A 15,110-nucleotide genomic window follows, 5' to 3' on the forward strand; every position below is an offset into this window, starting at 1 on the left:
CCTCCATGAACAAGACCAATCTAGGCGTCGCCCTGGTGACGGGGGCATCCAGCGGTATCGGGCACACAACGGCCAAAGCCCTGCAGAACGCGGGCTTTCGCGTGTTCGGAACCAGCCGTCGCGCGGTCGTCGACCGATCCGATGGCGTTACCATGCTGGCCTGTGACGTAACCGATGACACTTCCGTGGCGAAACTTGTCCAGGACGTGCTGGCCGAGACCGGGCGCATCGACCTGCTTGTCAACAATGCCGGCGTTGGCCTGCTTGGTGGCGCGGAGGAGTCCTCGATGGCCCAGGCCAAGTCGTTGTTTGACGTGAACGTCTTTGGCGTTATGCGAGTAACCAAAGCGGTGTTGCCGACAATGCGCCGCCAAGGCAAGGGCAGAATCGTCAATTTGAGCTCGGTGCAGGGGTTCATTCCAGCTCCCTATTTCGCGCTTTATTCGTCGACCAAGCATGCCGTTGAGGGCTATTCCGAATCGCTCGACCACGAACTGCGTACTTTCGGAATTCGCGTCGTGTTGGTGGAGCCCGCCTATACCCGCACCTCATTTGAAGAAAATCTCGCCAGGCCGGATCAGTTGCTTGACATCTATGACTCTGCGCGCGCCGGCATGAATGCAGCTGTGCGGAAAGCGATGGAAAAAGGCGATGCGCCGGAAGTGGTGGCCAGGACCGTTTTGGTGGCTGCGACCGATCCCGCTCCGAAGGGGCGCTATGCGGCTGGAAAAATGGCGCGCCAGGTCAGTTTCCTGCGCCGTTTCGTCCCCGCATCCGCTTTCGACAAGAGCCTGCGAAAGCAGAACGGACTGCCGGTCTGAGGTCGACAACAATGATATTCCTGTTTCGGTCGAGCCCATGCGAGAGCGCGTTCCAGGAGTTCACATTTTTTGGCACTGGCACAGCCGGACGCGCATCTTCGATGCGCGCGCGTCCGCGACCGAGCCCTGCGGTCGTTGGCGTTAGATTAGCGCCATGTTATATTGCGGCGCGAAAGAGCGGGGGCCACGTTCCTTTCACACCCGTAAGTGATCCGTATGTGCGATCCCTGCAGACTGGTCGGTATCACGGAAACTCCCGGGCATGGGGTTCGGGAATCGATGGGGACAAGGGGTAATGCTTTACACGCTCGTTATGATGGTCTGCCTGACGGATGTGCCGCAGACCTGTGAACAACGCGAACAGATGGTGGACGGCCTGGCGATGAATCCCGGGACCGCCTTCATGCAGGCGCAATCGCTGGTAGCCCAGTGGATCGAGACGCATCCCGGTTATTTCGTTCAGCGCTGGCGCGTGCTGCCCGGCCGTGGATCGTGATATCCGCCGCGAAGATCGAATGAGGTTCTATTTCTTCGCGGCGAGCGTTTCCGAGACGGCCTTGGACAATTGATAAAGCCGCTGCTCGATTATCGTCGGCACTTCACAGACGTAGGTCAGTGATTGGACGCGTTCATTGAAAATTCGCGTTGCGAATTTCAGCTGTTCGGTTCGCCGATCGATCTCTTCGGGATCTGCATCCGGCTTTGCCCGCAATGCATCGACATCGGACGCTTCCTTGCGCAACGCGGCGGCCATTTCGAGCTGCTTGTGGGCGTAGCGGGAAATGCCGGAGATCACCTGCGAGCGCTCGGCGTCCAGGTGGTCGAACATGCCTTGCACCATCATCGCCATTTTGGGTGCAAGTTGCTCGGCCGGCAAGGAGGCCGCGAAATCCCTGATCTTCTTTTGAGCTTCCGCAATCGGCATCCGGCGAGCTGCCACTTCCTCGATCAGGGCGGAGATGGTGGGGTCCTTCGACCAGTCCTTCGCGGCTGAAGGAAGGTCCAGTCCGCTCCAGATCTGGCCGAGCGAGAGTTGCGGCACCTTGCGCTGCATGCAGGGCCAGTCTGGATCGGGGTTGGCTGCCATGGCGTTGACGCCCGGCGTGAGCATGGCGACCAGAGCCAGACCGCGAACATGGATCATTCGCGCCATCAGGCATTTCCTCCCGTGTCCTGTTTGCGGGTCATCAGGCCGCGCGAAGGGTCGTAGGCGATGATGGCGGCGGCAAGGAACAGCAGCGTGCAGCCGGCAACGACGCCCAGCGACAGCCAGTCAACCTGGCCGTAGAAGGCGAAGCGGATCAGTTCGACGGCGTAAGTAAATGGATTGGCGAGGCAGATTTTGTAGAGCAGGGGGCTAGCCTCCTGGATACGCCACAAGGGATAGAGTGCCGGAGAAGCGAAATAACCGGGAAAGATGACGAAGTTCATGATGCCAGCGAAGTTTTCGAGCTGCTTGATCATTGAGGACAGAAGCATGCCGAGCGCGCACAGCATCATGCCTGACAGGAACAGCGCCGGCAGCACGGTGAGATAGCCAAGCGGCGGCGCCTTGACGCCCCAGAACCAGGCAACGATCAGGAACGCGTAAACCTGCGCGATCGACACGGCAACACCGGCGAGCATCTTCGAGATCAGTAAAAACCAACGCGGGAAGGGGCTGACCAGCAGGGTGCGCATGTTGCCCATTTCGCGATCATAGACCATCGACAGCGAAGACTGCATGCCCGAAAACAGCAGAATCATGCCGCACAGGCCCGGCGTGATGTAGACCTCGTAGAGCACGTAGGTCTTGTAGGGCGGGATGATCGATACGCCGAGCACCTGCCGGAATCCGGCGGCAAAAATGAACAGCCAGACGAGCGGCCGAACCAGCGAGGATATAAAGCGCTCGCGCTGATGCAGGAAGCGCAGGCACTCCCGCACGACGATCCCTTTGAGGCAAACGAGGTAGTGGTGGAGCCCAAACTGTTCGAACTTCACCGGCGTGAGGGCGGCGACTTTTGGGGGCATTGCGGGAGCGCTCATGGCGACATCTCCGCGATGCCGCTTGTTTCGATGCGGTTGAGCCTGGAAAAGGCGTCGCGGATCGAACTGGCACCGCTCGTCGCAACGACATCGGCCACCTTACCCTTGGCAACCAGGTCGCCCTGCCGCAGCACGACGACATGGTCGCCGTCTTCGACCTCATCGATCAGATGCGTCGCCCACAGCACACCGATGCCCTCGGTTTCGACGAGTTTGCGGATGGTGGCCAAAATGCCCGCACGCGACTGGATGTCGAGACCGACCGTCGCCTCGTCGAGCAGCAGCAGGGAAGGGCGGTGGAGCAGCGCCCGCGCGATCTCGATGCGCCGCATTTGGCCGCCGGAAAGACTGCGTGCCTTGTCATGCTGACGGCCCTGCATGTTGACTGTATCGAGCAGCGCGGCAATGCGCTGCCGGGCTTGGTGTCCGCCAATGCCATGCAGCGAGGCGTGGTAGGAGAGGTTCTGGTGGACGCTGAGGTCGAGGTCGAGCGTGCGTGCCTGGAATACGATGCCGACACGCCTGAGCGCTTCGCCCGAAGCGCGGCTGACGTCATGGCCGAAGATGCGGATCGATCCGCGGCGGGTGCCGTAAAGATGGCTGATCAGTGAGAACAAAGTTGTCTTGCCGGCCCCATTGAGGCCGAGCAGAACGGTGAAAGTTCCCGGCGCGATCGAGAATGAGACGTCCTGGAGCGCTCGCTTCGGACCATAGGAATGGCTGATGCCGGCAACATCGAGCGCTGCCACCTCCTCTCCAGCTCCGCTTGTCCTCACATGCTGCATGCCGCTGGCTCCTTCGGGGCGCGCTGGTCATCTAGTGCACTTGCAACATCCCCGCGGCAAATAGTCATCACGTCGGCCTCCCTGATCATTGCTGCGGTCTAGTGGGGCGATATGGCCACGCCCCAAGGCTGCTGGCCCACCGTAACCGATTGAACCGGCTCGTCCGTCGCCGTGTCGATGAAGGTGATGTCGTTGGAATTGCCGTTGGTGGTGATCAGCGTCTTCTGATCGGGGGTGAAGTCGAGATGCCAGACGCGCTGGCCGACCAGGATGTATTTTTCCACCTCGTAGGTTTCGGTGTTGATGACGGCGACGTGGTTCGCTGGGCCGAGCGCGACATAGGCTTTCTTGCCGTCCGCGCTGATTGCGATGCCGACCGGCTGGATGGTTTCGGGCCGCAGTCCCGCAATCGCGAACTGGATCTTCTTCACCACCTCGCGTTTGAGACTGTCGATGACGCTGACGGTACCGCCGATTTCGGCACTGACCCAGATCTGTGATCCGTCGGGCTTGAATTGCGCAAAGCGCGGACGCGTGTCGACCAGGACGTTGTCGGTCACCTCATGGCTGTCGGTGTCGATGAAATGCGCCATGCTGGTGGTTTCGGAGGTGTTGACCATGGTTTTGCCATCGGGACTGACGGCCATGCCTTCAGGCTCCACCCCAACGGGAATCTCGGTCATGACCTGCTTGCTCTCGATGTTGATCGCGGTGACGAGATTGTCGTCCTCGTTGGCGACGTAGAGCGTCTTGCCGTCGGGCGAAAGCACAAACAGTTCGGGATCGGGGCCTGATGGCAGCGTGCCAACGATCTGCAGCGTCGCGGAATCGATGATTTCGATCGTATCGTCATCGCTGGCGCACAAATAGATGAACTTGCCGTCATGCGAGATGGTGATACCGCGCGGCCTCTGGCCGACTTCGACGGTCTTCACCACTTGCATCGTCGCCGTGTCGACGACCGTTATCGTATTGTCTTTCTCGTTGGAGACATAAACGGTGTAAGCCCACGCCGGATTGGCCATGAAGCCGAGAATGGCGAGTGCGCAAGCTCGTCTCTGCACGAAAATTCCTCCCGATTGGTTCTACTTAAGGACGCATTTCGTTTCCGGCTGATCGACGCCGAGCGTATCGAGCTCGGAGATTTGGTGAAGATAACCCTCCTGTGGCGATGTCGAGACCACGGATTTGGTGTCGCCGAGCAGGATTGGCTGGCGAAGCTGATGGTTCCACTTGCGGAAGGTCAGCTTCTGTCCTTTGAAGGCGGCGACCGAGAAATCGTCCGAGCGGATGTAGTCGCTGATCTTCTTCGGATCGTCGCCATTGGTCCGTGTGCTGGCTTCGCCCACCGCCCGCACCGCCGTCCAGGCCGACATATCCTTGGACAGCATTCGCCGGCCGGTCGTCCTCAGGAAACGGCTTTGCATTTGAATGCCACCCCATTGCTCGCTCGCGGGATGCCAGGACGATGCGACAAGACCGGCCGTGCCAGCGACCAGCCGCGGTGTCCAGGTGCGGTAGGGCACATAGGTTCCGAACACCTCGCTCTCATCGGCGACAAGCACCACGTCATGCTCCGGCAGATCCTGCGTGAACACGGAAATCTGCTGCTGTATCTGCGTGGCGCCGGTGTCGGTGCGGCGCGCCGTGCCAGTGTCTTTGAACTCCTTCTCGGCGACGATCTGACCGCCGAAGCGAGCCGCCGCGCGGCGCAACGCGGCCGCATAGAGATGATCCCGCTCATGCGAACCATAGAGCAGCACCCAATTCGGCCATTTTTTTATCACGAGATACTGCGCCAGCGCGTCAGCCAGCATGCTTCGTGTCGGCGCCACATGGAAAATGTTTATGCGGCAGTCTTCCTCGCGCAGGCTGTCGTCTGTGGCACCGACATTGAAGACCAGAACGCCCTTGTCGCGGGCGATGTCGGCGATCGACAGCAATTGCCTGGCCGAGAGGTCAGCGACAACATAGCGGTCACCTTTGGCAATCAGATCGTTGAACGCCTGAACCGCGTCGGCGTCCGGCTTGACCTCGGCTATGTCGAGGCTGAATTTCTGGCTGAGGAACTTTCCTGTCGTGTTGTTATCGCCGATAGCCACATTGGCGCCGGCGACACCTTCGTCGCGTGGCGGCAGGTCCAGCAGGGAAAGCGCCAGTTGCGGCGCGTAGGCCCGCAAATAACCTATTCTGATTTCGGTTATCTTTCTTTCCGGCCTGTCGGCTGCGACCGGTTGCTTGCCGGTCACTTCCTGGGCCATCACGCCTGTAACGTTGGCGGTCTGGAAAAAAAAGCACAAAAAGGCCGCGAGAGTGCCTGGCACCGCGCTCGTCATCGATAAAACTGCCCATTCTTGCACTAAAGTCCGATTGTTCCCGGACCAGCGCGAATTCAAGGTGCCCACAATGAGCTTAGTGGACGCCACAAGATTTATCAAAGCCCTGCAAGTGGACTTACGTTTCTGCTTTAGTCCTATGGCTTTTCGCGGAGATACGGCGGTGAATGAGCGTGTTGCGGTCTTCGACTCCGAGATCATCCGCAGCAATGGCGGAATGAGAAACTCTATGGGTCGTCATGGGAGGATTGCCTGATGAAAACGCGCGCCGCTGTCGCCGTCGCCGCCGGAAAGCCGCTGCAGATCATGGAGGTCGACCTTGAAGGTCCCCGTGATGGCGAGGTGCTGGTCGAGATCAAGGCAACCGGCATCTGCCACACCGACGAGTTCACGCNGAAGGTCCCCGTGATGGCGAGGTGCTGGTCGAGATCAAGGCAACCGGCATCTGCCACACCGACGAGTTCACGCTGTCGGGCGCCGACCCGGAAGGCCTGTTTCCGGCGATCCTCGGCCATGAGGGCGCCGGCATCGTCGTCGACGTCGGCAAGGGCGTCTCCTCGGTCAAGAAGGGCGACCATGTCATCCCGCTTTACACGCCGGAATGCCGGCAGTGCCCGTCCTGCCTGTCGCGCAAGACCAATCTGTGCACCGCCATCCGCGCCACGCAGGGACAGGGCTTGATGCCTGACGGCACCTCGCGCTTCTCGATCGGCAAGGACAAGCTGTTCCACTATATGGGCTGCTCGACCTTCTCCAATTTCACCGTACTGCCCGAGATCGCGGTGGCCAAGGTCAATGCCGACGCCCCGTTCGACAAGATCTGCTACATCGGCTGCGGCGTCACCACCGGCATCGGTGCGGTGATCAACACGGCCAAGGTCGAGCAAGGCGCGACCGCCGTCGTGTTCGGCCTCGGCGGCATCGGCCTCAACGTCATCCAGGGCCTGCGCCTTGCCGGCGCCGACATGATCATCGGCGTCGACCTGAACAACGACAAGAAGGAATGGGGCGAGAAATTCGGCATGACGCATTTCGTCAATCCGAAGGAGATCGACGGCGATGTCGTGGCTCATCTCGTCAACATGACCAAGCGCGGCGCCGACCAGATCGGCGGCGCCGACTACACGTTCGACTGCACCGGCAACACCAAAGTCATGCGGCAGGCGCTAGAATCGTCGCATCGCGGCTGGGGCAAGTCGGTCATCATCGGCGTTGCCGGCGCCGGCCAGGAGATCTCGACGCGGCCGTTCCAGCTGGTCACCGGCCGCACCTGGATGGGCACCGCCTTCGGCGGCGCGCGCGGCCGCACCGACGTGCCGAAGATCGTCGACTGGTACATGGCCGGCAAGATCGAGATCGATCCGATGATCACCCACACGCTGAAGCTCGAGGACATCAACAAGGGCTTTGACCTGATGCATGAAGGCAAGTCGATCAGGAGCGTGGTAGTCTATTGAAGGAGGTACTGATCCGGGTTCGGATCCGATATCCGAATTTCGGCGAGTCGCTCAGTATGCAGAGCTGGCAATTCGGCGAACATCTTTGGGTAGCGCTTAGGAATAACAACCGCGTTCGCATCGACCTCGATGAGATCGACCGCGGCAGAGAAGAAATATCGTTTCTCGTGCGCGATACATATCTGAGTAAGGCGCTCAAGGTGGTAGAGCGCGTCAAGCAAGAACACCGTATGGAGAATGAAGCGGTAATCGAAACGGAACCAGCATAGAACCAGGGAGGAGACAAAAATGCCGGAAAAACTGCATCCGAAAATCGACAATGGACTGCCCAGGCAAAAGGCCGACTTTGCCGGCGGCACGCTGGTCTGCGCCTGCACCAGCAACCCGGTCAAGGTGAAGGTCAAGGGCCAGATCGCCCATAACCATGCCTGCGGCTGCACCAAATGCTGGAAGCCGGAAGGCGCNCCGCCGGGCTTCACCGCCTTTGTCTCTTCGATCATCGAGTCCGGTGTCGATCCGAGCCGCATGGACGGCATAAGGTCACAGCTGAAGTCGATCGGGCTCGAACCTTATGATTGCCTCAATCCAGGACTGATGGACTATATCGCCACCTGGACGGCCAAGAGATCCGGCGCGTTGCCGGCCTAGTAGCCGCTCGACTATCATCGATCGAGCCGGGCGACGCCGCCCGGCTCTTTCACATTTGGAACAACGATGCCCGCACCTGCTATTCTCGTCGATGCCGACGCTTGCCCGGTGAAGGCCGAGGTCGAAAAAGTCGCCGAGCGGCACGGCATCGTCGTCACCTTCGTCTCCAATGGCGGCTTGCGTCCGTCGCGCGATCCGATGATCCGCAATGTCGTCGTCTCCAAGGGCGCCGATGCCGCCGACGACTGGATCGTCGAAAATGCCCGGTCCAACGACATTGTGGTGACCGCCGATATCCCGCTTGCCGCCCGCGCTGTGGCGCTTGGCGCCCACGTACTTGGTCCGACCGGACGCCCGTTTACGCCCGAAACGATCGGCATGGCGATTGCAATGCGCGATCTCAAGCAGCATCTGCGCGAAACCGGCGAAAGCAAGGGCTACAATTCGAGCTTCGCGCCGCAGGATCGCTCGCGGTTCCTCGGCGAGCTTGACCGCATCCTACGGCGGGCGCTGAAATCCGCGTCAGCGGACTGAAGGCCATGGCGACCGGTACCCCGACCAAGATGCCCATGCGACGCCACACGCCGTTCGCGGTGTCGGCCTGCATCGGCGTGGCAGCCTTTGGCGCCGCGCTGGTCTGGCGTGCGCCGCTTGCCTATTCGATCGGCGCCAATGTGTTCTTTGCCGCCTATCTCGTTCTTGTCATCGCCCACATGCCGCGGCTTACCGGCAGCTATCTGCGCAGGAATGCAGGCGACACGGACCTGCCGGTACTGGCCATCTTCGCGGTCACGCTGATTGTCGTCGCTATTGCCATCATTTCGTTGTTTCAATTGATCAACAGGGAGAAGAGCGCGGACACCGTCGAGCTTACGGTGGCGCTGCTGTCTATCCCGCTTGGCTGGTTGACCATCCATGCGATGGCGGCACTTCACTACGCGCATCTCTACTGGTTGGACGGCGATGCGATGGATGGCGACACAAAAAAGAAAATTCCGGTCGGCGGCCTTGACTTCCCGGGCGGCAAGCGGCCGGAAGGCTCGGATTTCCTCTATTTCGCCACGGTGATCGGCATGACGGCGCAAACCGCCGACACCAACATCACGACCTCGCAAATGCGCCGTGTCGTGCTTGTGCACTCGATCCTGTCGTTCTTCTTCAACACGGTCATCGTGGCAGCCGCGGTCAACCTCGCCGTCAGCCTCGGCAGTCCGTAATAAATCCGTGATCGGGTGAAACATCGCTTAGGCTGGCGACGTATTGGGAGGAGAAGAGATCTGACGAGGCCGCGACGAACGCGCGGCCGGAGGGAACAACAAATGGAATCGCTTGCCAGAAACCAAGCCGCCGGAGCAGATACCGCCGCGCCGAGTGATGCGACGCTGATCTATCGCCAGTCGCGCTGGACGCGGCTGACGCATTGGCTGTGGGCGATCGCGCTGTTCTTCATGCTGCTTTCCGGCCTGCAGATCTTCAACGCCCGCCCGCAGCTCTACATCGGCAAGGAGTCGGGTTTTGGCTACAACAACACCGTCTTCGCCATTGGCGCCGAGAATACGGCGACTGGCCCGCGCGGCTATACCGAAATCTTCGGCAAGCGCTTCGATACCACTGGCGTGCTCGGCTGGTCGGGTCCGGCCGGCCAGGAGACCTCCCGTGCCTTCCCGTCCTGGGCGACGATCCCTTCCTATTACGATCTCGGCACCGCGCGCGTCGTTCATTTCTTCTTTGCCTGGGTGCTGACCACCACGCTGCTGGTCTGGCTGGTCGCCAGCCTGATCAACGGCCATTTGCGCCGCGATCTTGCCCCGCGCCTCGATGATTTCAGGCGCCTGCCGCGAGACATTGTCGAGCACGCCAAGCTCAGGTTCCATCACACGCGCGACTACAACACGCTGCAGAAGATGGCCTATGGCGGCGTGCTGTTCGTGCTGTTGCCGCTGATGATCATCACCGGCCTTGCCATGTCGCCGAGCATGGATTCGGTGCTGCCATTCCTGAACGACGTGCTCGGCGGCCGACAGACGGCGCGCACCATTCATTTCACGGTGATGCTGCTGCTCGTCGCCTTCTTCATTATCCACATCCTGATGATCCTGGCCGCCGGCCCGATCAACGAGCTGCGCTCCATCATCACCGGGTGGTACCGAACCGACCCGCCGGCGCATGGCGACAATGCGCCAGAGAGGAGTGCCTGACATGGCGAAATTCGAGATCAGCTCCAAGCTACAGATAAGCCGAAGAAAGTTCCTGACCTCGGCCAGCCTCGGCCTTTCCGGCATCATGCTGTCGGGCTGCGACGCCTTCGACAGCCAGCTTGGCGTCGGCGACAGCCTGCGCAGCTTCCTCGAAAGCGCCAATGGCCTGACCTGGCGGGCGCAGCGACTGCTTGCCGGCCGTGACGCGCTGGCGCCGGAGTTCACCGAGGCCGACATTCGCCAGCCGCAGCGGCCGAACGGTGTCACCGCACCGGACGACGATTTCTACAAGGGCCTGCTCGCCAGCGATTTCGCCGACTGGCGGCTGGAGGTTTCAGGCCTCGTCGAAAAACCGCTGTCGCTGAGCCGCGAGCAGCTGATGAACATGCCGAGCCGCACCCAGATCACCCGCCACGACTGCGTCGAAGGCTGGAGCTGCATTGCCAAATGGACCGGCACGCCGCTGTCGCTGGTGCTCGACCAGGCAGTGGTCAAGCCGCAAGCGCGCTACGTCATGTTCCACTGCCTCGATACGATCGACCGCAGCCTGGCCGGCGATATCAAATATTACGGCTCGATCGACCTGGTCGATGCCCGTCATCCGCAGACGATCCTTGCCTATGGCCTCAACGGCAAGCCGTTGCCGGTCGAAAACGGCGCGCCGCTGCGCGTCCGCGTCGAGCGCCAGCTCGGCTACAAGATGCCGAAATACCTCTCCAAGATCGAGCTGGTCGACGGCTTCGCCAATCTCGGCGGCGGCAGAGGCGGCTATTGGGAGGACAATGGCTACGACTGGTACGGCGGCATCTGACCGAAACCTGACCCAAGCTTCATCTAACTGTCGTCGTCGCTGTCGTCGCCGTCGCTGCGCAGGGCCGGATTCAGGTCAGGATTATCGTCAGGGGTGACAAGCTTGCCCAGCCCGTGCGGTCCCTGGTAGTTGCCGTGGGTATCGAAGTTGGGGTTGCCCTGATTGTCGAATTGCGGCGTCGGATCGATCGATTGGTCGTAACGGCGCGGGCGCGGCTTCGGATAGTAATTATCGGAATGATGGCGATGCGAATTGCCGTTGTCGAGAATGGCGCCTACCACGCCGCCGACGATAATGGCTGCGGCGACGTCGCCAGCAGAGGGATTGCGGTTGGGGCCGGCGACTGCGAATTCGGCCGAGCAACCATTGTCGACCCAGATGCCGCCGCCGTCATAGCCCCAGCTTCTACCGTATACGCAACGCGCCTTCGACAGCCTGGAGGTCAACTGCACGCCGCGGCGCGTATCGACCCCGCAATAGGAATAGCGGTAATCGGCGCTGGAGCAGACCACGCGTTTTGCCCCCGCAGCCTGCGCTGCCGCCGGCAGCAGCGAAAGCTTCGCCGGATTGCCCAGGATGCAAACCAGGAACATCATCGAACCGGTAACCGTCATCCGTGTCGACATCGCAACTCTCCATCAGGGTCCGCTATCGACAGAATGGCACCTCTGTGTAAATCTGACAACCGGACGGGCTCAGCGAGGTTATATTAATGCGCGCTAGGATGATCGCCACAACTATACTTGCCCTTTCTGCCTGGTTGGCTTTGTCGCTGCTGCCAGCCCGGGCGGACGACAGCCTCAAGCGCATCATCGACCAGAAGACACTGACGATCGGCGTGGCGCTCAACCCGCCATGGATCCTCAAGAAGGCCGACGGGAAGTTCGCCGGCTATGATGTCGACCTGACCAGTGCGCTGGCGTCTGATCTCGGCGTCGACCTGAAGCTGGTCGAGGTGCCCTGGAACGACCTCAAGACAAGACTGCTCAAGGGTGATTTCGACATGATCGCGGCGGGCTACGCCAGCACGCCGGAACGCGCACGCGAGGTGGTGTTCTCCAACCAGACCGGTACCGCCGATATCCGTATGGTTGCGACGATCGCCAGCCTTGGGAAAAGGCCGGGAAAGGCAGTGGCGGCGCCGGGATACAAGATCGCCGTGCTGTCCAATTCCACCGATGAAGCCGCCGCGAAGGAAGCTTTTCCCAAGGCGACCATCCTGTCTTTCGACAATACCTCAGATGTTTTCGCCGCGATCATCGGCGGCGACGCACAGGCGATGGTCGCGACGTCGCCGACGCCGCAGATGGCCGCCAGGCTCTATGACGCGAAGTTGACGATGGTGGGCGGCCCGCTGTTGCGGACGCCGGAAGCGTTTGCGATGCGCCCGGACGATGTCCGCCTCATCCAATACGTCAACAACTGGATCGGCGCGCGCACCGCCGACGGCACCATTGGCGGCGTGCGCCGCTACTGGTTCGGCAGCTTCAAATGGATGTCGCGGTTCGACACCAGCGCCAAGCCGGAGCCCGCCAAGCAATAGGGTCGCGCGACTGCTTATGCGACCTTGTCGATCAGCGACCGTATTTCAGCGACAGTGGCGCGCTCGCTCCATGATCGTCGGATTCAGCTGTTTCACGGCCGCAAAATTCGCTTTGGTCCCCTTGGCCGGCATGTGCTAGCGTTGCCAGATGAAAAGTCGTTCCCCCAAATTAGATCGCTCGCCAAAGAGCGGACACTATGTCCTGACGAGCAGTCGAGGCGCCAAAATCAGCGCCGTCGAAGGTATGAAGCTAAGTCCACGCATGGGGCATATCCTTGAGCAAAGCTCGCAGCGTGGGCTGAGCGGTGATGAGCGACGCAAGCTCATCAAAGAACAGGCGCGCAAGAAGTAGCGGACCTTGGTCTATGCCGCAGAATCCGATCCTCTGTGCTATCCGGGCACGACTGTCCTTCGCAACCTCCTCGACATTCATGATCAGTCCGAACTCGACGAGTTTGAGCTCGCTCTGTTTCTGACCCGGGCCGATGAGGCTTTTCCAGCTGGTGATCTGGATTATCCGCACTATCTGGCACTGCATCGTCACCTGTTTCAGGACGTCTATGCGTGGGCCGGTGAACCGCGCACCATCCGCATCGGCAAGGGCGGTAACTGGTTTTGCTACCCCGAGTACATCGATGCCGAGATGCAGCGGGTTTTCGGAGAACTCTCAGCCGCCGGCCATTATTCCAGTACATCAGCCGAGGTCTTTGCAGCTGGCGCAGCACACGTTCTCGCTGAGATCAATGCGATACACCCCTTCCGAGAAGGCAACGGCCGCACTCAGCTGGCGTTTCTGGCGATATTAGCCGACAACGCCGGCCATGGTTTCGACGATGACGAACTGGATCGCGATCGGGTCATGAAGGCCATGATCTCAAGCTTTTCCGGCGACGAAGCCCCACTCGCGCGCCTGATTCAGGACATTGTCGCTTAAGGGCTGTCTACCGGTCCTGGCTGATGTTGCCTGTCCTCGGAAAGGTTAATGCGCTGCCGTCGGCTGTAATCAGTCGCTAGAGATGCACTTGAGCCTGTCCAGTTAATTGGCTGCCTGTCCGTTCGCATCGCTTCAGGGTTGGCAGTGACGCTCGGTTGCTCGTAAAAGGCTCACGCAACCTTGTCGATCAGCGGCTTGAGCGCCGGATGGATTTCCGGCGAGGCGTGCTTGATCAGCGTCAGCAGCGCACGCTCGTTCTCCTGCAGCGGCCGGTCGCCGATGTGTTCAGCAAGCCACTTCGCTTCGCCGGCATCGACCGTCTCGGCCCGGCGGGCCAGTGCCTCGGCTGCCTTGTTCTTGGACTCCCATTCGGCTTCGATATCGCCCGGTGAGCGATAGGCTTCCATGATGCCGGACAGGCCACCCGACACCATACGGCTGAAGAAACCGCCGATCTCCGGATCGGCCTGCTCGTAGAACGAATCCCGGCGCAGCGCCACGTCGCGCACCGGCGGTTCGTAGCCGGCCGAACACATGACGAAATTGGCGATCGCCTTGACGAACAGATCGTTCCAGGACGGATCGTTGTCGCCCGCCGCTGTCCGCTCGTTGATCTCGAACAGCACCTCGGCCTCGGCGCGGCTGATGGCGATGTTGCCATCGCCGCCGTAGGCGTAAAGGATGCGGCGCAACAGCTCGACCTCAGCCTTGGCAATCGACCCAGGGATAAGCCTGCCGCCGGTCATCAGCGGCCCCTTGCCGTCCACGACCGCATGAGCGACCTGCTCCAGCGCATAGCTGGAAAGCGTGCTCGGCGATGATTTGGCAACTTCCAGCACATGCACCAGCAGCTCGAGTTCGGTCTGGCTGTCGACCATGCCGTCGCGCGAAATCGTCCGGATCAGCCAGTCGGCATTGTCTTGCGAAACATAGCCCGCCGGCTTTTCCTGGTGGACGATGAAATCGGTGACGGCCTCGACGAAAAACTCAAGCCATTCTGCGCATTTGTCCCTCGCCGTTGCATCCAGCGCAAACAGCGCCTCGGCCTCGCCGCGCGTTACCACGCCGTCGCCGAACACTTCGCCGCGCAGCATGACCACGTCTTCCGCCGTGATCCGATTTTTCGAGGTCAGTCCGGCCACCGGCGCGCTCATGATCAATTCGCCCATTTTCTTCCCCGCCCGCCGCCGGTAATTGCCGGCCCTTATGCGGTATATCGGCAAGGTCTTGAGAAACCGGCAAGCGGCGTGGTTAGCGAAGGCTTGCCTGTAAAGAAGGCCCGCAGAAGACTTGGCTGTAAAAATGTCGCCGGCAGGTGACAAGGTGTCGTCCACGGGCTATGGATGACGAGTCGAGGGCTCCTGACCGAGTCCTACCTGTTTGCGGGAGAGAGCAGCGAGAGCTGCCGCCGAAGGGGAAATCGCCCGAAATCTCTCAGGCAAAAGAACCGTAGACGGGAAAGACACTCTGGAAAGTCGGGGCTTGCCCCCGCGCCGAAGGTGTAAGCGCTGCCGACAGAGTTACGGGGCGCGAGTCTCTCAGGCTTCAG

At 60.8% G+C, this 15,110-nt stretch carries 17 protein-coding genes, 1 pseudogene and 1 riboswitch; of the genes and pseudogenes, 11 read left to right on the forward strand and 7 right to left on the reverse strand.

The window, feature by feature from the left end; translation table 11 throughout:
• The first annotated feature begins 5 nt into the window (after positions 1-5).
• Both X773_RS64340 and X773_RS64345 read left to right on the forward strand, forming a co-directional pair.
• Positions 6-821 carry an oxidoreductase gene (locus X773_RS64340; protein WP_023678846.1) on the forward strand — a complete coding sequence of 272 codons (816 nt, stop codon included), beginning with the start codon at positions 6-8 and terminating at the stop codon, positions 819-821.
• A 295-nt stretch (positions 822-1,116) separates the two neighbouring features.
• Positions 1,117-1,317, forward strand: a complete 201-nt coding sequence (locus X773_RS64345) for a hypothetical protein (RefSeq protein ID WP_023678847.1) — start codon at positions 1,117-1,119, stop codon at positions 1,315-1,317.
• A gap of 27 nt (positions 1,318-1,344) precedes the next feature.
• Here the strand turns inward: X773_RS64345 and X773_RS64350 are convergent, their stop codons facing one another.
• The 5 genes from X773_RS64350 to X773_RS64370 form a co-directional block, all read right to left on the reverse strand.
• Positions 1,345-1,974 carry a hypothetical protein gene (locus X773_RS64350; protein WP_023678848.1) on the reverse strand — a complete coding sequence of 210 codons (630 nt, stop codon included), beginning with the start codon at positions 1,972-1,974 and terminating at the stop codon, positions 1,345-1,347.
• Positions 1,974-2,834, reverse strand: coding sequence for an ABC transporter permease (locus X773_RS64355; protein WP_023678849.1), 861 nt, complete (start codon positions 2,832-2,834; stop codon positions 1,974-1,976). Before X773_RS64355 ends, X773_RS64350 begins: the two co-directional genes overlap by 1 nt.
• Before the next feature lie 11 nt (positions 2,835-2,845).
• A complete protein-coding gene (locus tag X773_RS64360; RefSeq protein ID WP_031212311.1) occupies positions 2,846-3,634 on the reverse strand; it encodes an ATP-binding cassette domain-containing protein in 789 nt (262 codons plus the stop codon).
• Positions 3,635-3,732: 98 nt separating this feature from the next.
• Entirely contained in the window at positions 3,733-4,698 is a 966-nt protein-coding gene (locus tag X773_RS64365; protein WP_023678851.1) for a YVTN family beta-propeller repeat protein, read from the reverse strand.
• A gap of 21 nt (positions 4,699-4,719) precedes the next feature.
• Entirely contained in the window at positions 4,720-5,970 is a 1,251-nt protein-coding gene (locus X773_RS64370; RefSeq protein ID WP_031212313.1) for an ABC transporter substrate-binding protein, read from the reverse strand.
• A 255-nt stretch (positions 5,971-6,225) separates the two neighbouring features.
• Here X773_RS64370 and X773_RS64380 point away from each other — a divergent pair.
• From X773_RS64380 to X773_RS64405, 7 genes and pseudogenes are all read left to right on the forward strand, one after another.
• Positions 6,226-7,427: pseudogene (locus tag X773_RS64380) on the forward strand (S-(hydroxymethyl)glutathione dehydrogenase/class III alcohol dehydrogenase).
• Entirely contained in the window at positions 7,424-7,696 is a 273-nt protein-coding gene (locus tag X773_RS76620) for a hypothetical protein (RefSeq protein ID WP_023678854.1), read from the forward strand. Before X773_RS64380 ends, X773_RS76620 begins: the two are co-directional and overlap by 4 nt.
• Positions 7,697-7,715: 19 nt before the next feature.
• Complete coding sequence (locus X773_RS64385; RefSeq protein ID WP_023678855.1) at positions 7,716-8,075, forward strand: aldehyde-activating protein; 360 nt, start codon at positions 7,716-7,718, stop codon at positions 8,073-8,075.
• 66 nt (positions 8,076-8,141) lie between these two features.
• On the forward strand, positions 8,142-8,609 hold the full coding sequence (locus X773_RS64390; protein WP_023678856.1) for a YaiI/YqxD family protein: 468 nt from the start codon (positions 8,142-8,144) through the stop codon (positions 8,607-8,609).
• Between the two features lie 5 nt (positions 8,610-8,614).
• Entirely contained in the window at positions 8,615-9,292 is a 678-nt protein-coding gene (locus X773_RS64395; protein WP_023678857.1) for a DUF1345 domain-containing protein, read from the forward strand.
• Positions 9,293-9,394: 102 nt separating this feature from the next.
• Positions 9,395-10,273, forward strand: coding sequence for a cytochrome b/b6 domain-containing protein (locus X773_RS64400; protein WP_023678858.1), 879 nt, complete (start codon positions 9,395-9,397; stop codon positions 10,271-10,273).
• 1 nt (position 10,274) lies between these two features.
• The gene (locus X773_RS64405) at positions 10,275-11,084 is read left to right on the forward strand and encodes a molybdopterin-binding protein (RefSeq protein ID WP_023678859.1); all 810 of its coding nucleotides are present in this window, start codon (positions 10,275-10,277) and stop codon (positions 11,082-11,084) included.
• Positions 11,085-11,107: 23 nt separating this feature from the next.
• Here the strand turns inward: X773_RS64405 and X773_RS77510 are convergent, their stop codons facing one another.
• Positions 11,108-11,710, reverse strand: coding sequence for a DUF3011 domain-containing protein (locus X773_RS77510; RefSeq protein ID WP_023678860.1), 603 nt, complete (start codon positions 11,708-11,710; stop codon positions 11,108-11,110).
• 86 nt (positions 11,711-11,796) lie between these two features.
• On the opposite strand from X773_RS77510, the gene X773_RS64410 reads away from it, so the two are divergent.
• Together X773_RS64410 and X773_RS64415 are read left to right on the forward strand one after the other, a co-directional pair.
• Entirely contained in the window at positions 11,797-12,627 is an 831-nt protein-coding gene (locus X773_RS64410; protein ID WP_084641473.1) for a transporter substrate-binding domain-containing protein, read from the forward strand.
• A 358-nt stretch (positions 12,628-12,985) separates the two neighbouring features.
• Positions 12,986-13,561, forward strand: coding sequence for a Fic family protein (locus X773_RS64415; protein ID WP_023678863.1), 576 nt, complete (start codon positions 12,986-12,988; stop codon positions 13,559-13,561).
• Between the two features lie 170 nt (positions 13,562-13,731).
• Here the strand turns inward: X773_RS64415 and X773_RS64420 are convergent, their stop codons facing one another.
• Positions 13,732-14,730 carry a hypothetical protein gene (locus X773_RS64420; RefSeq protein WP_023678864.1) on the reverse strand — a complete coding sequence of 333 codons (999 nt, stop codon included), beginning with the start codon at positions 14,728-14,730 and terminating at the stop codon, positions 13,732-13,734.
• A gap of 204 nt (positions 14,731-14,934) precedes the next feature.
• Positions 14,935-15,021: riboswitch (glycine riboswitch) on the forward strand.
• The last annotated feature ends 89 nt before the right edge of the window (positions 15,022-15,110 follow it).

The organism is Mesorhizobium sp. LSJC280B00, assembly GCF_000502835.1.
Classification (GTDB): Bacteria; Pseudomonadota; Alphaproteobacteria; order Rhizobiales; family Rhizobiaceae; genus Mesorhizobium.